25 protein-coding genes are annotated in these 23,230 nt (G+C 67.6%); 13 read left to right on the top strand and 12 right to left on the bottom strand.

Annotated features, from left to right (window positions below):
- Positions 1-2 precede the first annotated feature (2 nt).
- Genes B9P64_RS02825 through tyrS form a run of 4 tightly spaced genes read right to left on the bottom strand, consistent with a single transcriptional unit; the run spans position 3 to position 3,110 of the window.
- The gene (locus B9P64_RS02825; protein ID WP_085314757.1) at positions 3-755 is read right to left on the bottom strand and encodes a histidine phosphatase family protein; all 753 of its coding nucleotides are present in this window, start codon (positions 753-755) and stop codon (positions 3-5) included.
- Positions 752-1,405: a YbhB/YbcL family Raf kinase inhibitor-like protein gene (locus B9P64_RS02830; RefSeq protein WP_085314758.1), complete on the bottom strand. Its 654-nt coding sequence runs from the start codon at positions 1,403-1,405 to the stop codon at positions 752-754. Before B9P64_RS02830 ends, B9P64_RS02825 begins: the two co-directional genes overlap by 4 nt.
- Positions 1,402-1,887 carry a D-aminoacyl-tRNA deacylase gene (gene dtd, locus B9P64_RS02835; RefSeq protein WP_085314759.1) on the bottom strand — a complete coding sequence of 162 codons (486 nt, stop codon included), beginning with the start codon at positions 1,885-1,887 and terminating at the stop codon, positions 1,402-1,404. The genes B9P64_RS02830 and dtd overlap by 4 nt, the downstream gene beginning before the upstream one ends.
- Positions 1,887-3,110, bottom strand: a complete 1,224-nt coding sequence (gene tyrS, locus B9P64_RS02840; RefSeq protein WP_085314760.1) for a tyrosine--tRNA ligase — start codon at positions 3,108-3,110, stop codon at positions 1,887-1,889. Before tyrS ends, dtd begins: the two co-directional genes overlap by 1 nt.
- A gap of 227 nt (positions 3,111-3,337) precedes the next feature.
- Here tyrS and B9P64_RS02845 point away from each other — a divergent pair, with 227 nt between their 5' ends.
- Together B9P64_RS02845 and B9P64_RS02850 are read left to right on the top strand one after the other, a co-directional pair.
- Positions 3,338-4,696 carry a M23 family metallopeptidase gene (locus tag B9P64_RS02845; RefSeq protein ID WP_176256700.1) on the top strand — a complete coding sequence of 453 codons (1,359 nt, stop codon included), beginning with the start codon at positions 3,338-3,340 and terminating at the stop codon, positions 4,694-4,696.
- Positions 4,697-4,707: 11 nt separating this feature from the next.
- Positions 4,708-5,799 carry an anhydro-N-acetylmuramic acid kinase gene (locus B9P64_RS02850; RefSeq protein ID WP_268877127.1) on the top strand — a complete coding sequence of 364 codons (1,092 nt, stop codon included), beginning with the start codon at positions 4,708-4,710 and terminating at the stop codon, positions 5,797-5,799.
- A gap of 108 nt (positions 5,800-5,907) precedes the next feature.
- On the opposite strand, the gene erpA is transcribed toward B9P64_RS02850, so the two are convergent.
- The 4 genes from erpA to rplM form a co-directional block, all read right to left on the bottom strand.
- On the bottom strand, positions 5,908-6,279 hold the full coding sequence (gene erpA, locus B9P64_RS02855) for an iron-sulfur cluster insertion protein ErpA (protein WP_085314762.1): 372 nt from the start codon (positions 6,277-6,279) through the stop codon (positions 5,908-5,910).
- 153 nt (positions 6,280-6,432) lie between these two features.
- The gene (gene argC / locus B9P64_RS02860; protein WP_085314763.1) at positions 6,433-7,479 is read right to left on the bottom strand and encodes an N-acetyl-gamma-glutamyl-phosphate reductase; all 1,047 of its coding nucleotides are present in this window, start codon (positions 7,477-7,479) and stop codon (positions 6,433-6,435) included.
- A 99-nt stretch (positions 7,480-7,578) separates the two neighbouring features.
- Positions 7,579-7,971 carry a 30S ribosomal protein S9 gene (rpsI, locus tag B9P64_RS02865; RefSeq protein ID WP_085314764.1) on the bottom strand — a complete coding sequence of 131 codons (393 nt, stop codon included), beginning with the start codon at positions 7,969-7,971 and terminating at the stop codon, positions 7,579-7,581.
- Between the two features lie 8 nt (positions 7,972-7,979).
- Complete coding sequence (gene rplM / locus B9P64_RS02870; protein ID WP_085314765.1) at positions 7,980-8,408, bottom strand: 50S ribosomal protein L13; 429 nt, start codon at positions 8,406-8,408, stop codon at positions 7,980-7,982.
- A 418-nt stretch (positions 8,409-8,826) separates the two neighbouring features.
- On the opposite strand from rplM, the gene B9P64_RS02875 reads away from it, so the two are divergent.
- The gene (locus B9P64_RS02875; protein ID WP_085314766.1) at positions 8,827-9,252 is read left to right on the top strand and encodes an OsmC family protein; all 426 of its coding nucleotides are present in this window, start codon (positions 8,827-8,829) and stop codon (positions 9,250-9,252) included.
- 38 nt (positions 9,253-9,290) lie between these two features.
- Here the strand turns inward: B9P64_RS02875 and coq7 are convergent, their stop codons facing one another.
- Entirely contained in the window at positions 9,291-9,950 is a 660-nt protein-coding gene (coq7, locus tag B9P64_RS02880) for a 2-polyprenyl-3-methyl-6-methoxy-1,4-benzoquinone monooxygenase (protein ID WP_085314767.1), read from the bottom strand.
- 296 nt (positions 9,951-10,246) lie between these two features.
- Here coq7 and B9P64_RS02885 point away from each other — a divergent pair, with 296 nt between their 5' ends.
- The gene (locus tag B9P64_RS02885) at positions 10,247-11,389 is read left to right on the top strand and encodes a porin (protein ID WP_176256701.1); all 1,143 of its coding nucleotides are present in this window, start codon (positions 10,247-10,249) and stop codon (positions 11,387-11,389) included.
- An 82-nt stretch (positions 11,390-11,471) separates the two neighbouring features.
- Here B9P64_RS02885 and polA read toward each other — a convergent pair whose 3' ends face one another.
- Positions 11,472-14,240 (bottom strand): DNA polymerase I, encoded by a 2,769-nt coding sequence (gene polA, locus B9P64_RS02890; protein ID WP_085314769.1) that lies wholly within the window; start codon positions 14,238-14,240, stop codon positions 11,472-11,474.
- A 75-nt stretch (positions 14,241-14,315) separates the two neighbouring features.
- Between polA and B9P64_RS02895 the strand changes: the two genes are divergently transcribed.
- From B9P64_RS02895 to B9P64_RS02910, 4 genes are read left to right on the top strand one after another with little or no spacing between them, the layout of a single operon-like run.
- A complete protein-coding gene (locus tag B9P64_RS02895; RefSeq protein WP_176256702.1) occupies positions 14,316-14,702 on the top strand; it encodes a DUF2782 domain-containing protein in 387 nt (128 codons plus the stop codon).
- Positions 14,703-14,712: 10 nt separating this feature from the next.
- Positions 14,713-15,711 (top strand): homoserine kinase, encoded by a 999-nt coding sequence (locus B9P64_RS02900; RefSeq protein ID WP_085314770.1) that lies wholly within the window; start codon positions 14,713-14,715, stop codon positions 15,709-15,711.
- A 22-nt stretch (positions 15,712-15,733) separates the two neighbouring features.
- Positions 15,734-16,513, top strand: a complete 780-nt coding sequence (locus B9P64_RS02905; RefSeq protein WP_085314771.1) for a BPSS1780 family membrane protein — start codon at positions 15,734-15,736, stop codon at positions 16,511-16,513.
- A gap of 8 nt (positions 16,514-16,521) precedes the next feature.
- Positions 16,522-17,412, top strand: a complete 891-nt coding sequence (locus B9P64_RS02910; protein ID WP_085314772.1) for an AEC family transporter — start codon at positions 16,522-16,524, stop codon at positions 17,410-17,412.
- Here the strand turns inward: B9P64_RS02910 and B9P64_RS23480 are convergent.
- Entirely contained in the window at positions 17,409-17,666 is a 258-nt protein-coding gene (locus tag B9P64_RS23480) for a hypothetical protein (RefSeq protein WP_139826110.1), read from the bottom strand. The genes B9P64_RS02910 and B9P64_RS23480 overlap by 4 nt on opposite strands.
- A 112-nt stretch (positions 17,667-17,778) precedes the next feature.
- On the opposite strand from B9P64_RS23480, the gene B9P64_RS23485 reads away from it, so the two are divergent.
- The 5 genes from B9P64_RS23485 (at position 17,779) to B9P64_RS02925 (ending at position 21,891) form a co-directional block, all read left to right on the top strand.
- Positions 17,779-18,048 carry a hypothetical protein gene (locus B9P64_RS23485; protein WP_139826111.1) on the top strand — a complete coding sequence of 90 codons (270 nt, stop codon included), beginning with the start codon at positions 17,779-17,781 and terminating at the stop codon, positions 18,046-18,048.
- A gap of 243 nt (positions 18,049-18,291) precedes the next feature.
- The gene (locus B9P64_RS02915) at positions 18,292-19,128 is read left to right on the top strand and encodes a hypothetical protein (protein WP_139826112.1); all 837 of its coding nucleotides are present in this window, start codon (positions 18,292-18,294) and stop codon (positions 19,126-19,128) included.
- 38 nt (positions 19,129-19,166) lie between these two features.
- The gene (locus B9P64_RS02920; RefSeq protein WP_085314774.1) at positions 19,167-19,988 is read left to right on the top strand and encodes a hypothetical protein; all 822 of its coding nucleotides are present in this window, start codon (positions 19,167-19,169) and stop codon (positions 19,986-19,988) included.
- Between the two features lie 25 nt (positions 19,989-20,013).
- A complete protein-coding gene (locus tag B9P64_RS23490; RefSeq protein WP_139826113.1) occupies positions 20,014-20,514 on the top strand; it encodes a hypothetical protein in 501 nt (166 codons plus the stop codon).
- A gap of 78 nt (positions 20,515-20,592) precedes the next feature.
- On the top strand, positions 20,593-21,891 hold the full coding sequence (locus B9P64_RS02925) for a response regulator (protein ID WP_085314775.1): 1,299 nt from the start codon (positions 20,593-20,595) through the stop codon (positions 21,889-21,891).
- Here the strand turns inward: B9P64_RS02925 and queG are convergent.
- Complete coding sequence (gene queG, locus B9P64_RS02930; protein ID WP_085314776.1) at positions 21,888-23,177, bottom strand: tRNA epoxyqueuosine(34) reductase QueG; 1,290 nt, start codon at positions 23,175-23,177, stop codon at positions 21,888-21,890. The two genes, B9P64_RS02925 and queG, sit on opposite strands and share 4 nt — an antisense overlap.
- Between the last annotated feature and the right edge of the window lie 53 nt (positions 23,178-23,230).

Raw genomic sequence — 23,230 nt, forward strand, 5'->3', positions numbered from 1 at the left:
GCTCACTCGTCGAGCGTCTCGCTCAGATGCTCGATCTCGCCCCAGCTGCCGATGCGGAAACCGCCGGCCTCGTCATGCAGCAGGCGGTTGATGCTGGCGTTCATCGCGCGCCACTGGCGCGGCGTATCGAGGCCGGTGTTGGCGCCGAGGCGGTAGGCGCAATCGAGCACGCCGCCGTGCAGCGCCACCACCACCTTGCCGCCGGCGTGGGCGCGCGCCACCGTCTCCAGCGCGCCGCGGATGCGCTCGTAGAACGCCCGGCGCGTCTCGCCGTCGTCGGGTTGCAGCATCAGCAGATCGGACGAGTTCCAGCGCGCGAACAGCTCGGGATGGCGCTGCGGAATCTCGGCGATGTACTCGCCTTCCATCGAGCCGAAATTGCGCTCGCGGAAGGCCGGCATCAGCGTGACCGGCGTGGCGCGGCCGGCGGCGATGGCCAGCGCGGTGGCGTGGGCGCGCTTGAGGTCGCTGGAGTAGATCGCGTCGAAGCACTCGCCGGCGAGTGCGCGGCCGGTGGCTTCGGCCTGGCGCCGGCCGAGTTCGTTCAGCTCGATGTCGGCATGGCCCTGGATGCGGTGGGCGCGGTTCCAGCTGGTTTCGCCGTGGCGCACCAGCACGATCTCGGTGACGCCGGGGCCGCGCTCGACGCGCGGGCCGGTCGAGCGCGCGAACGGGATGTCGCTGGGCGCGGCGTTGGCGCTGCCGGCGGCGCTCGTGCCGCCAGCCCGCGCCGCGCCGTCTGCGCTGCCGGTCACGCCGGCACCGCCGGATTCAGGCTGTAGGTGCCGCCGATGCTGGCGCTGTCGAGCACCTTGCCGTCGATGGCGGCAAGCACGTCGGCGCGCGTGAAGCGGCCGGCAATCGTCGCGGGGATGTCGACCTGCGCCACCGACAGCGCATACAGCGTGAAGTGGTAGTGGTGAACGATGGAGTCGTTCCACGGCGGGCAGGGGCCGTCGTAGCCGAAGTAGTCGCCCGACATGTCGGGGTCGCCGTGGAACCAGCCGGTGTAGTCGTTGATGCCGTGGCGCAGCAGCGTGCCGTCGGCGCGCGCGATGGCCGGGCCACCCTTGCCGCGCGGCGTGACGGCATGGCTGAACTCGCCGGCCGCGATCGGCGCGCTGGCGGCCGGCAGGTCGATCAGCACCCAGTGCGTGAAGTCGGCGCGCGGCAGGTCGGCCGGCACGCTGCGGCCTTCCTGGTTCACGTCGTCGGGTTTGGTGGGCACGTCGCTGTCGTGGCAGATGAGCGCCAGCGATTGCGTGCCGGCCGGCAGATCGCTCCACGCGAGATGCGGATTGCGGTTGGCCGACAGCGCCACATGGCTGCCGGCGGCCGGCACCGCGAAGGCAAATTCGCCGGGGATCGGCGACTGGTCGGTAAAGCTGTCGCTCCAGAGTTTCATGTCGGCCTCGGGGTGGGAACGTGGGTGACGGGAGGTTGGTGCAGCCAGATCGTGACCGGCCCGTCGTTGACGAGCCGCACCGCCATGTCGGCGCCGAAGCGGCCGGTCTCGATGGCGGCGAGCCGGTCAGCGTAGCGGGCACGCGTGTCGGCGACGAGGGCGTCGTACAGCCTGCGGCCTTCGTCGGACGGCGCCGCGCGGGTAAAGCTCGGACGCGTGCCCGAGCGCGTGTCGGCGGCCAGCGTGAACTGCGAAACGATGAGCAGGCCGCCGGCCACGTCGAGCAGGCTGCGGTTCATCTTGCCGGCGTCGTCGTAAAAGATGCGGCACTTGGCGAGCTTGTCGAGGATGAGCCGGCCCTCGGCTTCGGTATCGCCGCGCTCGGCGCAGACAAACACCAGCAACCCGCGGCCGATGGCGCCGACGGTCTCGCCGTCGACCACCACCGCCGCCTCGCTCACGCGCTGGAGCAGCGCCAGCATCAGCTCAGCGCGACGCGCGCGAACTTGCGCTTGCCGACTTGCAGCACATAGCTGCCGGCGTCGAGCTTGAGGCCCTTGTCGCTCACGACCGTGCCGTCGATGCGCACGCCGCCCTGCTCGATCATGCGATTGCCCTCGCTCGTGCTCGGCACGAGGTTGGCCTGCTTCAGCAGCGCCGCGATGCCCAGCGGCGCGCCGGTCAGCACCACTTCCGGAATGTCGTCCGGAATGCCGCCCTTCGAGCGATTGACGAAATCGGCCTCGGCCTCCTCCGCCGCCTTGGCGCCGTGAAAGCGCGCGACGATCTCCTTGCCGAGCAGCACCTTGCTGTTGCGCGGATTGGCGCCCTGCTCGATTTCGGCCTTGAACTGCGCGATCTCGGCCAGCGGCCTGAAGCTCAGCAGCTCGAACCAGCGCCACATCTGCACATCCGAAATGCTCATCACCTTGGCGAACATGTCGTTCGCCGGCTCGCTGATGCCGATGTAGTTGTTCTTGCTCTTGCTCATCTTCTCCACGCCGTCGAGCCCTTCGAGCAGCGGCATGGTGAGGATGCATTGCGGCTCCTGCCCGGCCTGCTTCTGCAACTCGCGGCCGACCAGCAGGTTGAACTTCTGGTCGGTGCCGCCCAGTTCCAGATCGCTGTGCAACGCCACCGAGTCGTAGCCCTGCATCAGCGGGTACAAAAACTCGTGGATGGAAATCGGCACGCCTTCCTTGAAGCGCTTGGTGAAGTCGTCGCGCTCCAGCATTCGGGCCACGGTGTGGCTGGCGGCCAGCTTGATCATGCCGCGCGCGCCCAGCGCATCGCACCACTCCGAGTTGTAGCGGATCTCGGTGCGCTCCGGATCGAGCACCAGGCTGGCCTGGCGGTAATAGGTTTCGGCGTTGGCCTTGATCTGCTCCGCCGTCAGCGGCGGCCGGGTGCTGTTTCTTCCCGACGGATCGCCGATAAGAGAGGTGAAGTCGCCGATCAGAAAGATGACCGTGTGGCCGAGGTCTTGCAGCTGGCGCAGCTTGTTCAGCACGACGGTATGGCCGACGTGGATGTCGGGCGCCGTGGGATCGAGCCCGAGCTTGATGCGCAGCGGCTTGCCGCTGGCTTCGCTGCGCTTGAGCTTCTCGATCCATTCGGCTTCCACGAGGAGTTCGTCGCAGCCGCGCTTGGTGACGGCCAGCGCCTCGCGGACGCGATCGCTGAGGCCGGTAGTTTCTTGGGTCATCGGAGGTCTTCGGTGATGTCGCGCGCCCTGCCCGGCACCAGGGCACGGCGCTTGCTAAAGCCTGCCGCCCGCAGGGGCTTGGCTATGGGGCCGATTGCTATACTCGTTGGCTTCGACTAGCCGCCAGACGTTTCAAAGGATTCTAGCGAATGGATTTCGGCTCTCTTTGCCGATGGCCCCGGTTCTCGCGTCGCGCGAAATACGGACTGGTTGCCGGATCGGCCCTCATGCTCGCGAGTTTTGCGGGCGCCATCGCCTCCCTCGGCGAGCAATACGCAGCACAGCCCATGACCAATGGCGCGGTGCTCACCCTTGAACTTCCCCTGCCTTCGCTGGCGGCCCAGGTCGATGTGATCGAGTCGCAGGCGCATGAATACATCGCCGAAGAAGCCGTGCGACCGGGCGATTCGCTCGGCAGCCTGCTCGACCGGCTCGGCCTCGGCGAAGACTTCGCCGCCGCGCGCTTTCTGCGCAGCGACGATCTGGCGAAGCGCGTGATGCAGGTGCGCAATGGCCGCACCGTCACCGCCAAGGTCGACAGCAACGGCAATCTGGTCTGGCTGCGCTTTCCGGTCGCCGGCAGCCTGGCCAGCCGCAATCAGTCGCCGCGCGCCCGCCGCGGCCGCACCACGACCGACGGCGCCAGCGACACGCCGACGCCGCCGGCAGCCGACGAGCAGCTGGTCATCGTCGAGGCCAAGGGCGACAACTTCGTCGCGCGCCAGGAAGCGGTGCGCTTCGAGCGCCGCATCGAGATGCGCGCCGGCAGCATCGCCAGCACGCTGTTCGCCGCCACCGACGCCGCCGGCCTGCCCGACGCGGTCACCAAGCAGCTCGCCGACATCTTCAACAGCGAGATCGATTTCCGCTCCGACCTGCGCCGGGGCGACCGCTTCCGCGTGGTCTACGAGGCGATGTACGCCAACGGCGAATACCGTCAGGCCGGCCGCGTGCTGGCGGCGCAGTTCGTCAACGACGGCAAGACGCATGAGGCAGCCTGGTACGAGCCCGAGCCGGGTCGCGGCAGCTATTACGGCTTCGACGGCAAGAGCCGCCGAGCTGCCTTCCTGCGCGCGCCGCTGGAGTTTTCGCGCGTGACTTCCGGCTTCTCGATGAGCCGGCTGCATCCGATTCTGCAAACCTGGCGCGCCCATCGCGGTGTCGATTACGGCGCGTCTACCGGCACGCCGGTGCGCGCGGTGGGCGATGCGGTGGTCGAGACCGCCGGCTGGCAGAACGGCTACGGCAACGTGGTCATCCTCAAGCACCAGGGCGCGATCAGCACGGTCTACGGCCATCTGAGCGGCTTTGCGCCGGCAGTGCGCAACGGTTCGCGCGTGAGCCAGGGCGATGTCATCGGCTATGTGGGCAGTACCGGCTGGGCCACCGGCCCGCATCTGCACTACGAGTTCCGCATCAACGGCGAGCAGCACGATCCGCTCAGCGTGGCCCTGCCGCAGTCCACGCCGCTCGACGGCCGCCAGCGCATCGCCTTCCAGAGTCAGGTGATGGACTACCAGAAGCGGCTGGCGCTGCTGGCCGAGGTGCCGGCGCAGCTGGCCGCCGTCGCGCCGCGCGCGCGCTGAACGGAGCCGGCGTGCTCTGCATCGGCCTGATGTCGGGCACCAGCCTCGACGGCATCGATGGCGTGCTCGCGCGCTTCGATGCCGATGGCCGGCCGGCACTGCTCGGTCATGCACATCGGGCGTTCGCGCCCGCGCTGCGCGCCGAGCTGCTCGCGCTCCAGCAACCGTCGGCTGATGAATTGCATCGGGCGGCGGTTGCGGCGGTCGGCATTGCCGATGCCTATGCCGAGGTGGTGGCCGCGCTGCTGCCGGCGGCAAATGGCGAGCCGGTGGCGCTGATCGGCGCCCACGGCCAGACCGTACGCCACCGGCCCGACTGCGGCTACACGCTGCAACTGCTCGACGGCGCAAGGTTGGCCGAGCGCAGCGGCATCACCGTCATCGCCGATCTGCGCAGCCGCGATGTGGCGGCCGGCGGCCAGGGCGCGCCGCTGGTGCCGGCCTTCCACGCGGCGGTGTTCGGCGCCGCTGGCGAAGAGCGGCTGGTGGTCAACATCGGCGGCATCGCCAATGTGAGCCGGCTCGGCGCCGACGGTGCGGTCGCCGGCCACGACACCGGCCCCGGCAATGTGCTGCTCGACCTGTGGGTCGAGCGCAACCTCGGCGAGCCCTTCGACCGCAACGGCGCCTGGGCCTCGATCGGCGAGCTCGACGATCTGCTGCTGTCCGACCTGCTCGACGACGATTTCTTCTTCCGCCCGCCGCCCAAGAGCACCGGGCGCGATCTGTTCAATGCCGACTGGCTCGACACGCGCCTGCGCGCCTACGGCCATCTCGCGCCCGAGGATGTGCAGCGCACGCTGGTCGAGCTGACCGCCGCCAGCATCGCGCACGAAGTCACGCCCGAGACCGCGAGCGTCATCGTCTGCGGCGGCGGCGCCCGCAATGCCGAGCTGATGCTCGCGCTCGCCGCGCAGGTCGGCATGCGCGCGCCCGGCTGCGCGGTGGAAACCAGCGCCGAGCACGGTGTGGCGCCCGAGCATGTCGAGGCGCTGGCCTTTGCCTGGCTGGCGCTGCGCCATGAACACGGCCTGCCCGGCAATCTGCCGGCGGTCACCGGCGCCGCCGGCCCGCGTGTGCTCGGCGCGCGCCATCCGGCCTGAATCACAGCGCCAGAAACGATTCGAGGCGCTCGGTCCGCTGGAAGTCCAGCAGTCCGGGCGCCTCGCAGCCCGCCGACCCGGCGCTCACCGGGCCCGAGCATCAACGCATCAGCCCGCCGAGAACGACGAGCCGCAGCCGCAGGTGCTGGTGGCGTTGGGATTGGTAATGACGAATTGCGCGCCCGACAGCTGTTCCTTGTAGTCGATCTCGGCGCCGACCAGGTACTGGAAGCTCATCGAGTCGATCAGCAGCCGCACACCGCCGCGTTCCATCATCGTGTCGTCCTCGTTCACGTCCTCGTCGAAGGTGAAGCCGTACTGGAAGCCCGAGCAACCGCCGCCCTGGACGAACACGCGCAGCTTGAGGTTGGGATTGGCCTCTTCCTCGATCAATTCGCGCACCTTGTTGGCGGCGGCGTCGGTGAACAGCAGCGGGCCGGTGGGGACTTCGGGGGCAAGGTTTTCGGTGACAGCGTTCATTCGGAGCTCCTGGTTACGGCGCGCTCGGCTAGCGCCCTAGTCGGATGAGTGTATGCAGTGACGGGTGCAAACGTCAGCTTGACTGCATCGGCGGAATGGGTTTGACAACACCCCACCCGCCGGTGCGGCGACCGACGGCCGCGCCAGACCGGCTCAGGGCAGGATCGGCAACAGCGTGAGGCCGGTGGTTTCGGGCAGGCCGAACATCAGGTTCATGCACTGCACACCCTGGCCCGACGCGCCTTTCACCAGATTGTCCTCAACCACCAGAATCACAAGCTGGTCGTCACCACCGGGGCGATGAATGGCGATGCGCACCGTGTTGGCCGAACGCACCGAACGCGTCTCGGGATGGCTGCCGGCCGGCATCACATCGACGAAGGGTTCGCCGGCAAAGGCGGCCTCGTACAGCGCCTGGAAGTCGGTGTCGCGCGCCTCGGGGAGGATGCGCGCGTAGAGCGTGGAATGGATGCCGCGAATCATCGGCACCAGATGCGGCACGAAGGTGAGCCTGATGTCGTCATGGCCGGCGATCGCGCGCAACCCCTGCTCGATCTCGGGCAGATGGCGGTGGCCCTTCACACCATAGGCCTTGAAGTTGTCCGACGCCTCGGCCAGCAGCGCGCCGACCTCGGCCTTGCGCCCCGCGCCCGACACGCCCGACTTGCAATCGGCAATCAGATTCGTGCCATCGACCAGTTGCGCGCCATTGCGCAGCAGCGGCAGCAGGCCCAGTTGCACGCTGGTGGGATAACAGCCCGGCAGGCCGATCAGCCGCGCCTTGCGGATGCGCTCGCGATTGACTTCGGGCAGGCCGTACACCGCCTCGTCGAGCAGCCCGAGCGCCGAATGCGGCATGCCGTACCAGCGCTCGAACACCGCCGGGTCGCGCAGGCGGAAGTCGGCCGCCAGATCGATCACGCGCACGCCGGCCTCGATGAGCGCCGGGCCCTGCTCCATCGCCACGCCGTGCGGCGTCGCGAAGAACACCACGTCGCAGGCCGCGAGTTGCGCCAGATCGGGCGCGGTGAAGGCCAGATCGACCCGCCCGCGCAGCGACGGAAACATGTCCGCCACCGGCATGCCGGCTTCCTTGCGCGAAGTGATCGCCTTCAATTCAACGCCTGGATGCTGGGCCAGCAGCCGCAGCAACTCCACGCCCGTATATCCGGTACCGCCAACAATGCCGACCTTGATCATGGCTTGCCTCGTTTCAGTCATCAAATCAGTACCACCAATGCAAAAAGCCGCCCTGGGGCGGCTTTTGTTCGGACGACTGGCTTGCCAGCCGCAACCCGATCAGCGCTTCGAGAACTGCTTGCGGCGACGTGCGCCATGCAGACCGACCTTCTTACGTTCGACTTCACGCGCATCGCGGGTCACGAGACCGGCGGTCGACAGCGTCGGCTTAAGCGTCGCGTCGTAGTCGATCAGCGCACGGGTGATGCCGTGGCGAACCGCACCGGCTTGGCCCGATTCACCGCCGCCTTGCACGTTGACCTTGATGTCGAAACGGGCGGCGTTGTCGGTCAGCACGAGCGGCTGGCGAATGATCATGCGACCGGTTTCGCGCGAGAAGTACTCGTCGGCCGGCTTGCCGTTGACGACGATGAGCCCCGTACCCGGCTTGATGAAGACACGAGCAACCGCAGTCTTGCGACGGCCGGTACCGTAGTTGTAGTTACCGATCATGGCTGACCTCAGACTTGGAGCGACTTGGGTTGTTGCGCGGCATGCGGATGCGTGGCTTCGGCGTAGACCTTGAGCTTCTTGATCATCGCGTAGCCGAGCGGACCCTTCGGCAGCATGCCCTTGACAGCCTTCTCAAGCGCACGCCCCGGGAAGCGAGCCTGCATCTTTTCGAAGTTCGTTTCGTAGATACCGCCGGGATAGCCCGAGTGACGGTAGTACTTCTTGTCGAGTGCCTTGGTGCCGGTCACGCGAATCTTGCCGGCGTTGACGACGACAATGAAGTCACCGGTATCAACGTGAGGCGTGTATTCGGGCTTGTGCTTGCCACGCAGGCGGCGAGCGATTTCGGCGGCGAGCCGACCCAGAACTACGTCGGTAGCGTCGACCACGAACCACTCGTGATTGACTTCAGCCGGCTTGGCGGAAAAAGTTTTCATGTTGCATCGCAAAGTGCAGACCGGGAAAGCCCGGGGGGTTCAGCGCACCCCAGAAATCCGACCCGGAAGTGCAGGCGAGAACCGCTTGGACGGCCGAGTTGCCATGCTGAAGGCAAGCGGCGTTCGGTCGGATCAGTAAACGGAAAGTCGGCTACTTTAATGCGTTGAGCATCGAACTGTCAAATCGCACGACAGCCAAACACAGATAGCCAAGACAAAAAAAAGCCCAGGCACCTGAGGCACCCGGGCAGAATCCACCAAAGAGGAGGGTGGAGGAGACGCGGTGATCAACCATGCGACTTCCAAACTCATCACGTTGGAAGCACATAGCTGGCATGAGGCAAACTATAGCTAACCCTATTGTGCAACGCAAGAAATTGCCGCCCCACCCACCCATCAACCCGTAACTTTCTACATCATGAAATGTACCGTTCGTTGGTTATCGTCTGCCGGCATGGCCTTTCTTGGCGAGTCCGGCAGTGGGCACACGACCATGATGGATGGCGCCCCTGAGGGCGGCGGTCGCAATCTGGCTCCTCGCCCGATGGAACTGCTTCTGATGGGCACGGGTGGCTGCACCGCCTACGACGTGGTCCACATCCTCAAGAAGGCGCGCGCTGACGTACGGGATTGCGAAGTCAGCCTTGAAGCAGAACGTGCGGCCGAAGATCCGAAGGTTTTCGAGCGCATCCACTTCCATTTCAAGGTGGTGGGACGCGGACTGCAGCAAAAGCAGGTGGAGCGCGCGATCAACCTGTCGCACGACAAATACTGCTCGGCCTCGATCATGCTGGCCAAGTCGGCTGCCATCACGCATTCCTACGAGATCGTCGAGGCGCAATAGCTTCAGACGGCGCCGCCAGAACACTCGCCTGCCGCCGATCACACCTTGGCTGCGACCGAGGTCATCACCCTGGCGGCAAGACGCATGCAGCCCTTGACCGGCGCCGGCAAGCCCCAGCCACCAGCCGCCACAGCGGCATCCGCATGCGCCACCTCGTCCGCCTTCATCTGCTCGACGATGGCGCGACTGCGCACGTCGGTCGCCGGCAGCCGGTCGAGATGCCCGGCCAGATGCGCCTCAACCTGTCGCTCGGTTTCCGCCATGAAGCCAAGACTGGCCGCATCGCCGATCCGGCCGGCCACCGCACCGATCGCGAACGCACCGAGGTACCAGAGCGGATTCAGGCGCGACCGATGCGCACCCAGCTCCTCGATGCGCCGAGCGGTCCAGGCGAGATGGTCCCGCTCCTCGGCAGCCGCCTGACGGAACTGCTCGCGAACCCGCTCGTCACGCGCGGTCAGCGCCTGCGACTGGTAAAGCGCCTGGGCGCAGACCTCGCCCACATGGTTGACGCGCATGAGGCTGCCTGCCAGCTCCCGCTCCGATGCCGGCAAGTCATCCGACTGCACAGGAAACTCCAGCTCACGCGATGTCGCCGGCACGCCGAAAACCGAGCGCAACGCGGTGTCGAACTCGACAATGACGCGATCACGCGTGGAGAGTTGCCGGGCGGACGCAGTGGCGACGAATGAGCTCATTTGCGGACAGGTAGGTGGAGTAGATGTGGTTATCTATAGAGCGTCGGCGTGGCTCGAAGTGACTCGGCGCAACCGAAAACATTGCTGTTGCGCGAATCCGACAGCCCAACACTCCGATACAAGGAAAAGGGGTGTCGACCGTGCTCGCTACAACGTTCTCTGAAAGAATCGCCAGCAGCTTCCCAGCAGGTCCAGGAAGTTACTGAACTCTGGGCGCGGCCGAAATGTCAATTTCAAGAGTGGCGCCCTCACGGAAGAGTATTCAGGCTTTCTACAAACATCGTGGAGAAAACCTTATGAAGAAGTCGCTTCTGGCGCTGGCCGTCCTCGGCACGTTTGGCGGTGCTGCTTATGCCCAAAGCACCGTTACTCTTTACGGTATTGCGGACGCGTATTACGAGAATCTCGATAACGGCCCCAAGTCCATCAATCGCATTTCGAGCGGTGGCATCAGCGGTTCGCGTATCGGCTTCCGCGGCAACGAAGATCTGGGCGGCGGCACGTCGGCCATCTTCACGATCGAAGGCGGCATCAACCTGGACGACGGCACGAACGGTCAAGGCGCTGTCTGGGGCCGTCAGGCTTTCGTCGGCCTGAAGGGCGGCTTCGGTCAAGCCACCATCGGTCGTCATCAAACCCCGCTGTACGACATCGTCGTCAACTACGGTGGTGCTGGTAACGGCCAAAGCATCGGCGGCGCGTCGAACGTGTTCGCGTTCAACAACGGCACGCCCTACACCACCACGGCGACCGTCGCTTCCGCCGCGCAAGCCCGCGTGAACAATTCGGCCAAGTACGTCAGCCCGAGTTTCTACGGTCTGACCCTGACGGCCTTCGTTGGCTTCGGTGAAAACTCCACCACCAACGTCAAGACCACGGCCGGCAACACGCTCGCCATCGGCGGTGAGTACAAGAACGGCCCGATCGCTGCCAGCGCCCTGTACCAGGAAACGAAGGCGAATCCCACGACCAACGTGACGGTCGACAAGCTGCGTACGTTCGCTGTCGGCGCCTCGTACGACTTCGGCGTGGTCAAGCCCTTCGTGCTGTACCAAGCCAACAAGTCGTCGCAATTCGCCACCTACGTCAACACGACGACGACCCCGACCTCGACCGCCTACACGGCCAAGGCTCTCAGCGGCTACTACGTCGATCTCGGCGTTGCTGCTCCCCTGGGCGGCGGTGTCCTGAACGTCGACTACGGCTTCCTGAACAACCGCAACACGCAAGGCGTGCTGAACGACGACGGCGATGCCAAGTCGGCTGGCCTGCGTTACGACTACAGCCTGTCGAAGCGCACCCTCGTATACACCGGCGTTCAAAAGCTCTGGAACGACGCGCAATCGGCGTACAACCTCGGCGGCACGACCGGCAGCCTGGTCAACTACCGTGGCCAAGACCCGCGCACCGTGTTCGCTGGCGTCCGTCACACCTTCTAATGAAGGCATGTTCCCCGGCTTGCCGGGGAATTCGAAAAAGCCACCTTCGGGTGGCTTTTTTCATTTCCAGGCGCCGAATATGTCAGTGCGCCGCCTCCCAATTGGGTCCGATTCCCACTTCTGCGATGAGCGGAACACTGAGTTGCGCAACCTCGGCCATCAGCTGGGGAATCCGGATGCGGACATGCTCAAGCTCCGCCTCGGGAACCTCGAACACCAGTTCGTCATGCACCTGCATGACCATGCGCGTGCGCCAAGCTTCGGCATCGATGGCCTTTTGCGTGGCGATCATCGCCAGCTTGATGAGGTCCGCAGCCGTGCCCTGCATCGGCGCGTTGATCGCGGCGCGTTCCGCCCCCTGCCGACGCGGGCCGTTCGGCGAATTGATCTCGGGCAGCCAGAGGCGCCGGCCGAATACTGTTTCGACATAGCCATTCTGCTTGGCCAATACGCGCGTGCGTTCCATGTAATCGGCGACGCCCGGATAACGGGTGAAATAACGATCGATATAGAGCTTTGCCGCGTCTCGGCTTATGCCTAGATTTCCCGCCAACCCGAATGCGCTCATTCCGTAAATCAAGCCGAAATTGATGACCTTGGCATAGCGCCGCTGTTCATTGCTGACCGATTCCGGTGCAATTCCAAATATTTCTCCGGCCGTGGCGCGATGGACATCGATTCCCTCGGTAAAGGCGCGCTTGAGATTCGCGTCATCGGCGATATGGGCCATGATTCGCAATTCAATTTGCGAATAATCGGCGCTGACAATCACATGCCCGGGCGCGGCGATGAAAGCCTCGCGGATGCGCCTGCCTTCGGGCGTGCGGATCGGGATGTTCTGGAGGTTGGGCTCGTTGGAGGCCAGCCGCCCGGTCACCGCCACCGCCTGCGCATAGTTGGTGTGCACGCGACCGGTGGCCGGATTGACCATGCGCGGCAACTTGTCGGTATAGGTGCTCTTCAGCTTCGAAAGCCCGCGATGTTCGAGAATGATCTTGGGCAGCGGATAGTCCTCGGCGAGCTTTTGCAGCACTTCCTCGTCGGTGGACGGCGCGCCACTCGGCGTCTTCTTGACCACCGGCAAACCGAGCTTGCCGAACAGCAATTCGCCGATCTGCTTGGGCGAGCCGATGTTGAATGGCTGGCCGGCGGCGGTGTGCGCTTCCTGTTCGAGTTCGAGAATGCGCTGGCCGAGCGCATGGCTTTGGGCGGCGAGCAGATCGGCGTCGATCAGCACGCCGCAGCGCTCGATACGCGCAAGCACTTCCGAAACCGGCAGCTCGATTTGCTCGTACACATAGCTGAGCCCGGCTTCGCGCTCGACCTGGGGCCAGAGATTGCGATGCAGCCGCAGCGTGATGTCGGCGTCCTCGGCGGCGTATTCGGTCGCGCGGTCGACCGCGACCTGATCGAAGCAGATCTGCGCCGCGCCCTTGCCGGCCACCTGCTCGAAAGTGATGGTGGTCTCGTTGAGATGGCGCAGCGCGAGCGAATCCATGTCGTGGCTGCGGTGCGATTCGAGCACATAGCTTTGCAGCAGCGTGTCGTGCGCGACGCCGGCCAGCGCGATGCCGTGATTGAGCAGCACATGGCGGTCGTACTTGAGGTTCTGGCCGACCTTGCGCCGGGCCGGATTCTCGATCCAGGGCTTGAGGCGGGCCAGCACGGCTTCGCGGCCGAGCTGGTCGGGCGCATCGGCATAGCGATGCGCGAGCGGGATGTAGCAGGCCGCGCCCGGCTCGACGCTGAGCGACAGGCCGACGATCTCGGCGCGCATCGGATCGAGCGAGGTGGTTTCGGTATCGAAGCTGGTCAGCTCGGCCGCCTCGATGCGCGCCAGCCAGGCGTCGAGCGCGTCGGGCGTGGTCACGCAGTCGTAGTGGCGCTCGATGGCGGCGGCGAACAGGTCGCCGGCGGCGGCCTCGGTGGGCAAGTCGGCTGCGGCGGCCGGGCCCGGCGCGGTCGTGCCGGCGCCGGCGCGCGCGCTGCCCAGCTCGCGCAGCCAGGTACGAAAGCCGTAGCGCTCGTACAGCTCGCGGATCGCGTCCAGATTCGGCTCCGCGGGCAGCAGGCTTTCCACCGTCGCGCCCTGCGCCGACAGATCGCAGTCGCACTTGACCGTGAGCAGCTCGCGCGTGAGCGGAAAGTTCGGCACGGCGCGGCGCAGGTTCTCGCCGGTCACGCCCTTGAAGCTGTCGGCCGCCGCGACGATGGCGTCGAGCGAGCCGTGCTCGGCCAGCCATTTCACCGCCGTCTTCGGGCCAACCTTGTCCACGCCGGGCACGTTGTCGACCGTGTCGCCGATCAGCGCCAGGTAATCGACGATGCGCTCCGGCGGCACGCCGAACCGCGCGATCACGCCTTCGCGGTCGAGCAGTTCGGGCTTGCCGTCCTTGCTCATGGTGTTGACCAGCGTGACGTGCTGATCGACCAGTTGCGCCAGATCCTTGTCGCCGGTCGACACCACCACGTCGATGCCCTTGGCCGAGGCTTCGCGGCACAGCGTGCCGATCACGTCGTCGGCCTCGACGCCTTCCACCATCAGGATCGGCCAGCCCTCGGCGCGCACCGCCGCGTGGATCGGCTCGATCTGGCGTGCCAGATCCTCGGGCATGGAGGCGCGGTTGGCCTTGTATTCCGGGTACAGGTCGTCGCGGAAGGTCTTGCCGCGCGCATCGAACACGCAGGCGATGTAGTCGGCGCTGAAGTCGCTGCGCAGCCGGCGCAGCATGGCCAGGATGCCGTGCAGCGCGCCGGTCGGCTCGCCCTGCGGACTGCGCAGGTCGGGCAGCGCATGGAAGGCGCGATACAGGTAGCTGGACCCATCGACCAGAAGAAGACGCTTGTTCATCGTTGGAGACAGCTCGTGGCGGGAAGGCCGGCATTATGTCGGGTCGCCCTGGGGGCCGCTGCTAGAATCCGGCCGATGAAAACCCCCTCGCTGCCGCCCGCGTCGCGGCACATCCCGGCCCGGCGCAGCCGCATTGCCGGCCTGCTCGCGGGCCTCGCGATCGGTCTGGCCGCAGTCGCTACGCAAGCCGCCGAGCAAGCGCCCGACCTCAAGCTCGAACCGGTGCCCGACGGCGCGCCCACGCTCGAAGGTGGCACGCCGGCCGACATCACCATCCGCCGCGACAACCGCGCCGAGTTCAAGGAATACCGCGTGAACGGCCGGCTCTATGCAGTCAAGGTCACGCCCATCGGCGGCAAGCCCTACTGGCTCATCGACCGCAGCGGCGGCGGACAACTCCAGCGTTTCGACGGCCCCTCGCCCAACCTCACGGTCCCGAGCTGGCTGATTCTCGAGTGGTGAGCAAGAACCCATGGCCGTATTCACGCCGGTAAGTCCGGCCGAGGCAGACGTCTGGCTGCGCCAGTACGACCTCGGCGCGCTCGTGTCGATCGAAGGCATCGGATCGGGCATCGAGAACAGCAACTTCTTCGTCACCACCACGTCGGCCGACAACGGCGGACGCTTCGTGCTGACCATCTTCGAGAACCTGGACGCGGCCCAGCTGCCGTTCTATCTCGAATTCATGGCGGCGCTCGCCGCGCGCGGCGTGGCCGTGCCGCGCCCGATGGCCGACCGCAGCGGCGCGATCCTGCAAAGCCTCAAGGGCAAGCCCTGCTGCCTGGCCACGCGGCTGGTCGGCGAGTTCGAGCTCGATCCGTTGCCCGAGCATTGCCGCCAGCTCGGCCGCACCATTGCCCTCATGCATGAAGGCGGCGCCGCCTTTGCCGCCGCCCGGCCCGAGCTGATGCAGCCCAATCTGCGCGGCCTCGACTGGCAGCGGGAAATGCTGCCGCAGGTGCTCAGCTGGCTGCCGGTCGACGTCGCCGCGCTGCTCCAGGACGAGATCGCCGCGCAGACCGCGCACCAGTCGGGCGCCGAGCACGCCGCCCTGCCGCGCGGCCCGGTGCATGCCGACATCTTCCGCAACAACGTGCTGTTCGACGGCACGCGCGCCGCGCCGCATCTGGGCGGCGTGTTCGACTTCTACTTCGCCGGCGTCGATACCTTCGTGTTCGACCTTGCCGTCGCGGTCAACGACTGGGCCATCGACCTCGACACCGGTGCGATCGATCCGGCGCGCGCCGAGGCACTGCTCGCCGCCTATGCCGCCGAGCGCCCCTTCACCGCCGCCGAACGCGCCGCCTGGCCGATGGCCCTGCGCGCCGGCGCGCTGCGGTTCTGGGTCAGCCGCCTGTACGACTACTACCGCCCGCGCGAAGCCGAAACACTCACGCCGCACGATCCGACCCACTTCGAACGCATCCTGCGACTGCGGCGCGCCTCCCCGGCCTGCGCCCTGCCCGCCTGACGCGCTCGCAACCAGCACCTACATGCAGGCCTATCGATTGCCGGCCGCCGCCGGATGGCACTGGATCCGCGACGGCTTTGCGCTGTTCCGGCGCCAGCCCATCGCGCTGATGACGCTGTTCCTGTTCTATCTGTTCACGCTGTTTCTGGTGGTGCTCATTCCGCTCGCCGGGCCACTGGTCGAAATCGCGCTGATGCCCGGGCTCTCGGTCGGCTTTCTCAGCGCCGCCAAGGCCGCCAGCGAAGGGCGCGGCGTGAATGTGCGCGAACTGGTGGTCGGCTTTCGCGCCAACGACGGCCGCGCCGCCAAGCCGCTGCTCCAGCTCGGCGGGCTGTATTTCCTGGCGATCTGCGCGGTATTCGTGCTGTCCGCCGCGCTCGACGACGGCACGCTCTACCAGCTGTTCATCGAGGGCCGCGAGCCGGTGCCGGGCGAGCTTGAATCGCCCCGGCTCACCGCTTCGATGCTGGCGGCCATCGTCGGCTATCTGGCGGTCACGCTCAGCTTCTGGTTCGCGCCGGCGCTGGTGGCTTGGCATGAGGTGCCGCCGCTCAAGGCGCTGTTCTTCAGCATGGTCGCGGGCTGGCGCAACATCGGCGCGTTCTTCAACTTCTTTGCCGGCGCCTTCGCGGTGATGCTGCTGGCCCAGGTGCTGCTGGTGGCGCCGCTCGCGCTGTTCGGCGCGCCGGCCTCGCTGCAAGCCTTTCTGGTGATGCCGCTGTCGGTCGTGGTGTTCTCGACGCTGCACTGCGCCATCTACCTGTCCTACCGCCAGACCTTCGGTCTCGACGCGCAAGCCTGACCTGCGCGATGCAGACCGCGCTGCTGCTGCTGCCCGATTTCGCGCTGATTGCGCTCGGCGTGCTGCTGGCGCGGCGCGGCGGCTTCGCGCCGCAGTTCTGGAGCGGCATCGAGCGGCTGGTCTACTTCATCCTGTTTCCGGCGCTGCTGCTGCATTCCATCGCGCGCACCAGCTTTCATGCCGGCACCGCGCTGGCGCTGGTGCAGAGCGCCGTCGGCATCACGCTGGCGGGCGCGGCACTGGGTTGCGCGGTGCTGGCGTTCAGGCCCGATGCGCGGCGCTTTTCGTCCGGCATCCAGTGCGCGTTCCGCTTCAACAGCTATGTGGCGCTGGCGCTTGCCAGCCGGCTCGGCGGCGAGACCGGCACCGCCAACATGGCGATCCTGATCGGCGTGGCGGTGCCGCTGGCCAATGCGATGGCGGTGTTCGCGCTGGCGCGCAACAGCGAGCGCAGCCTGCTGGCCGAGCTGGCGCGCAATCCGCTGCTGGTGGCGACGCTGGCCGGCCTGCTGTTCAACCTTGCCGGCGGCACGCTGGCCGAGCCGGTCGCGGCCCTGCTCAGCCGGCTCGGTCAGGCGTCGATCGCGCTCGGGCTGATCGCCGTCGGCGCCGGGCTGCAACTGCGCCATCTGGACAGCGCCCGGCTGCTGGTCGGCTGGTTCACCTTCGTCAAGCTGGGGCTGCTGCCGCTGGTGGCCTGGGCGCTCGCGCATGCCTTCGCGCTGCCGCCGGCCGAAGCCCGCATCGTGATCCTGTTCGGCTGCCTGCCGACCGCCTCGTCGGCCTATGTGCTGGCCCAGCGCATGGGCGGCGACGGCCCGCTGGTCGCCGGGCTCATCTCGCTGAGTACCGTGGTGTCGATGGCGGCGATCCCGCTTTGGCTCGCCCTGCTCGGCTAGTTGCGAAGCTTCAACAGGCTTTGTCCGGCGTTCATCCGGATTGGAATGCCGGCATCGACATCGTCGCCACCGACGACTGGACCGGCCCGCTGGCGGCGCGCGGAAACGTCTTCCTGAGCGAGCACCGTGAAGCGCTGCTCTCTTTCCGTCTCCGCCCATCCCAGGCGTGGTGTCCAGGCCCAAGCCTGACCCCGGCACAGGCACTGCCCGCACAGGCCTCGGGAATTTTTCCCGAGTTTGGATTGCTGGAACATTTCACATTCATTTCGACTTGTCCGTGGATCGAAGCGTCCAGGTGGAAGCCGGGCAAGGAGGAGCGCGCCTGAGACTCCGGGCCCGGTCTACTCCGTCATCCAGCTGACATGCATGAAACTGTCGCCCCCTACCCTGCGCCCATGTGCGCCGAGCGTGAAGCCGGTGCGGGCACCGGCCACTGGTCATGACGCCGCCGCCCCACCTCGCGGACGTCGACGCCGATCTCGATCCAGCGCGCTCGCGCGCTTCGACTTCACCTGGTTCATCCCTGCCGTCGTCAAGTCCCGGCGCCTGCTGGCCGAGGTGCCGCTCGCGCCGCTCGTGCTCCAGCTTGTCGGCCTCGTGACGCTCGCGATCATGTGGCTCGGCGACATCTCCTGAACACGCGCACCGGTATCGAGGGCAACCGCACGCGGATCCCGCGGCTCACGGGCCGCGTCGAGTTCGCCCACAGCTGGACCGACTGGCAGTCGGCCCGGCTGCGCCTCGTGCTGCTCGATGGTCTGCCGCCGTGCCGTCCCGATCCTTCCGACGGAGCCCACCCATGACGCTCTGCTTCGCCAGCAGATTCGTTCAACAGGTGCTCAAGCCATCCCGCTGAGCCGCCGCACACGCACCCGCCCAATGAACACTCCCCGCGCCCTGCGCCTCGGCGCCCTCGCCCTCCCCGTCCTCCTCACCGCCTGCGCGGGGCCGCCGGTGCGGTACGAGCCCGAGGCATGGAAGCCCTGGCAGCAGCGATGCGCCCGGGCCGGCGTCTTCATTCACCGCACGGTGGACAACGTCGAGGGCGTGCTGCTCATGAAGCCGCGCCCGGCGCGGCCCAATCTCGACCGCCAGTTCGATCTCGACGATCCCTACGGCAACGATGTCGGCGGCGACGAGTACATCGCGATGTTCCTGCGCAGCGCGCGCCGCAGTGCGCTGCCGCCGTCGCCGGCCCTCCCGGGCATCCCGCCGCGCGCGGGCTACCGCTACGTCGAGATGGTCGATCCGGCCGATGGTCGCCGCTACCGCTATTCGGGCGAGCTGGGGCCGTTGCCGGCGGCAGCGATCGTGCCGACCGACCTGCCCTGGCTCATGAAGGTCGGCGTGGGGGGCAGGCCCGTGCGCACGGAGCTTCCACGCGCCGAGTTCCATCTGCGCCGCGAGCCGGCGCCCGGCCCCGCGCCGCGCTACGGCGTGACCTGGGAGGACATCTCCACGCGCGAGGAGCGCCAGCTCTGGATCGCGGGCAGCTCGCTCAAGGTGGTGGACCTCCAGACCGGCGAGGTGATCGCGGAGCGCATCGGCTACATGGCCAGGATGTACCGCAGCGACGCGCCCTGGCACAGCGCCACCGACTACGCCTGTCCGGGCTTCACCCGCATCCCGGGCGATGGCCTGCGCTTCGAGGGTCCGCCCGCCCAGGCCGGCCAGACCCAGGTCTTTGTCGAACAGGTGCTGAGGCCCGCGCCATGACGGGCCCGCACCGCACCCCATCCCCACGGAGAACCCGCATGCGCAATGCCTGTTCCAGCGCACTCGCGGCCGGCGTCGCCGCCGCGCTTTTGTCCGGCTGCGTCACCGGCATGATCGAGCAGTACCAGGCCCGCAACCAGAGCAAGGCCGCCGTCGCCCGCTGGCAGGAGCACTGCAAGAAGGCCGGCGTCTTCATCCACCGCACCGTCGAGGATGTCGACGGCATCTTCGTGCTCAAGAAGCCGGTCGACGCCCTCAACCGCGGCGGGCAGTTCATCCTCGACGACCCCTACGGGGCCGACATCAGCGGCGACGGCTATATCGAAGGACTGCTGCGCATCGGCGACGAGGAGATTGGCTCGATCCAGGATTACGTCGTCACGCGCTCGCGCCGCCCCGGCTACCGCTACGTCGATGCGATTGACTCGTCCAATGGCGTGCGCTACCGCTATACCGGCAGGTACAAGGCCATCAAGACGCCAAACCTCAACGATCCGAAGATCCAGGACGAGCTGCGCCGCAATCCCGGGGTCGATCTGAACCGCTACGAGTTTGTGATGACCCGCCGACCCGCGCCCGATCCCGCGCCGCGCTACGGCCTCACCCGGGACGACATCTCCACCCACGAAGACCGACTGCTCTGGATCGCCGGCAGCTCCCTCAAGGTCGTCGATCTCCAGACCGGTGAGGTCATCGCCGAGCGCATCGGCTACATGGTCGATCCCGGCCAAGACCGCTATATCGGGCCGCAATCGCCCTGGTTCGAGGCCGCCTATTACTCATGCCCTGCATTCACACGCGGTTTTCAGCTCCGGCAGACAAGCACATTCGTCCAACGAATTCTCAGGCCCCGGCCCTAATCAGTGATTTCAGAAAGCGCTAACCATGACTACTCCAACCGTGGCCGAGCTACTTGGATATGCCAATCTCCAGATGGCGGCTGAAGCATTTCTGACGATAGGCAAAGACCCCGCCACCGGAACCGAGCTGGAAGAAGCACTAACCAGAGGGAATGAGCGTGCCAGCCGATTTACCTCCGTCCAGGCAACGCAGTTCCTGGACGAATGGGACGTCCTTGCCCAGCACTCCACCAACACCGGCTTCAGCGGCACGGTCTTCCGGCGCGGTGAAGGTGCCAACGCCGAATACGTCCTCAGCTTCCGCAGCACCGAATTCCTCGACGACTGCGCGCGCCGACTTGAGCCGGATGACGCAGCGCCGGATCGCCCGGCACGCCGGGCGATTTGCTGCACATCGACACCCGGAAACTCGGGCAAAGCCAAGGCGGTGCGCCACTGCGCCGCGCTCGGCGTCACCGGGAAGCGGCTGCGCTCGGCGCTGCACGAGTGGGCCCATGCGCGGAGCTGTCGGCAAACAAGCTCTTGAAGCCTCGCACCTAGGGCACACTGCGCGCGCCCGCCGGCCACCTCCGGTTGCCGGGCCCGCCGAAGCCCCGTCATCCCCATGCCACCCAAGCTTTTCCTCGCACTGATCGGCGCCAGCCTTGCGGCGGCGCTGCTGGCCGCACTGGCGCTGCGCCTCTGGCTCACGCGGCGCCGGCTGGCGCGCGAACTGGCCGAACTGCGCCAGCGCCTCGCGCGCGAAGCCGCCGACCGCGAACGCGCGCTCAGCCTCGCGCGCACCGAGGGCGAGCTGCTCGACGCCCTGGTCACCGAGCTGCACGGTCCGGCCATGATGCTGGCGCGCGCCACCGACACCCTGGCGCAGGACGCCGCCGGCAGCGCCGGCCAGCGCCTGGCCGACAGCCTGCGCCGCTCGGCCCGGCTGATCGACGGCACGCTGTCGACGCTGGCCGACCGCATGCTGCTGCAGGACGGCCGGCTCAAGCTGGCCGCCGCGCCGGTCGATGTGCCGGTGCTGATGCATGAACTGGTCGACCGGCGCCGCGCCAGCGCCGGCCCGTCGGGCGCGCTGCCGCGACTCGACATCACCGCCTTCGGCAACCAGTGCGTGCTGGCCGACCGCGACCGGCTGGCCCAGCTGCTCGGCCAGCTGCTCGATTCGGCGCTGGCCCAGGCCGATGCGCGCGGCGTGGCGGTCGAGCTGACCGAGACCGTCGTCGCACCCAAGCGGCTGGCGCTGCGCATCGACATGCGCAGCGCCGCCGTGGTCCATCCCGACCATGCCGCCGTGCTCACCCTGCTGCCCACGCTCGAACCGCTGCCGCCCGGCCTCGGCGCCAAGGGGCTGGCGCTGTCCAATGCGCGCCGGCTGGCCACGCTGATGAACGGCCGGCTCGACATCAGCCTGGGCAAGAGCGATCTGCTGATCCGCTTCGACGTGGAACTGCCGGTCGCCGAAGTGTCGGAAATCGCCACCCTGCCGCAGCCGCGCAGCGAGCCCGCCGCGCCCGAGCCGCGCGTGGCCGGACTGCGCCGCGTACTGCTGGTGGAGGACAACCGCATCACCCAGTTCATCACCGTCGACACGCTGACGCGCATGGGTTTCGAGGTGAGCAGCGCCGGCGATGGCGCCGAGGCGCTGGCGCTGCTCGACCGGCTCGACGTGGATCTGGTGCTGACCGATTGCGACATGCCCGACATCGACGGCCCCGAACTCGCGCGCCGGCTGCGCGCCGATCCGCGCCATGTGGGCCTGACCATCATCGCGGTCACGGTCGACGACTCGGAGCGCATGCGCGCCAGCTGTCTGGCCGCCGGCATGGACGGCTTTCTGGCCAAGCCGATCGAGCCGCACAAGTTGCAGCAGCTGTTCGACCGGCTGCCGCAGCGGCGCGACTAGGCGTTCGGGCCGCCCTGGGCCAGCGCCCAGTCGATGTGCTCGCGCAGCAGCGCCGAGGCGGTCGCGCGCTCGGCGGTCAGCGCCGCGACGATGGCGGCGGCGGCGGCGGCGGCGGCGGCGGCATCGGCATCGGCATCGGCATCGGCGGGCATGGTCGAGCCGGCCGCGACCGGCGCGATTCCGCCCGCATCCGCCGCCGCTCCTGCGCGCGCCGCCGCCGGCTGCGCGCCGGTCACCGCCGCCAGCGCATTCCCCAGCGCCACCGCCAGGTTCCGCCGCCAGCGCTCATGCCCGATGCGCCGGATCGCGCTGCCCTCGGTGCGACGCAGAAACTCCGCCTCGTCCCAGCGCCACAGCGCGAGCAGCCCGGCGCCGTCGAGCCCGGCGCGCGCATCGAAGTCGGGCAGGCTGGCGCGGCGCGCGAACTTGTTCCACGGGCAGACGCGCTGGCAGTCGTCGCAGCCGTAGATGCGGTTGCCCAGCGCCGGCCGCAGCTCGACCGGAATCGGCCCCGGATGCTCGATGGTCAGATAGCTGATGCAGCGGCGCGCATCCAGCTCGTAGGGCGCGACGATGGCGGCGGTCGGGCAGGCGTCGATGCAGGCGCTGCAACTGCCGCAATGCGGCGCCACCGGCGCATCGACCGGCAGCGGCAGGCTGGTGAGCAGCTCGCCCAGAAAGAACATCGAGCCGCCGTCGCGGTCGAGCAGCAGCGTGTGCTTGCCGCGCCAGCCGATGCCGGCCGCGCGCGCGAATTCCACTTCCAGCACCGGCGCCGAATCGGTGCAGGCGCGACTGAAATGCGGCCAGCCGGCCTCGGCCGCCAGCGCGTCGATGCGCTCGGACAGCTTCTGCAAGCGATTGCGCAGCACCTTGTGATAGTCGCGGCCGCGCGCATAGACCGACACCAGCGCGCGCTGCGGATCGGCGCTCGCGGCCTCCTCGCGCGCGCGCCAGTCGGCCGGCGCGGCGGCGGGCAGATAGTCCATGCGCACGCTGATGATGCGCAGCGCCTGCGCCAGCAGCCCGCGCGGATCGGCCCGGAGCGCCGCATGCCGCTCCATATAATCCATCGCGCCGTGGCGCCCGGCCGCCAGCCAGCGCGCCAGGCCGTCGATGGCCTCGGCCGGCACCTCTGCCGAAGCGATGCCGCAGGCGGCAAAGCCCAGCGCGGCGGCCTCGGCGCGGATGCGCTCGGCAAGCGCCGCGAGCGCGGCAGTGCCGGGCGGTGCCGGCGCGGCAGCTTCGGGCGCGCCGGCGCCGGTTTCTGAACGGTCTTCACTCATCGCCAACTCGTCTGCCCGGCGCGCGCAACATGGCTGTTGCCATGCGCCCACGG

The organism is Derxia lacustris (genome assembly GCF_002105195.1).
Classification (GTDB): Bacteria; Pseudomonadota; Gammaproteobacteria; order Burkholderiales; family Burkholderiaceae_E; genus Derxia; species Derxia lacustris.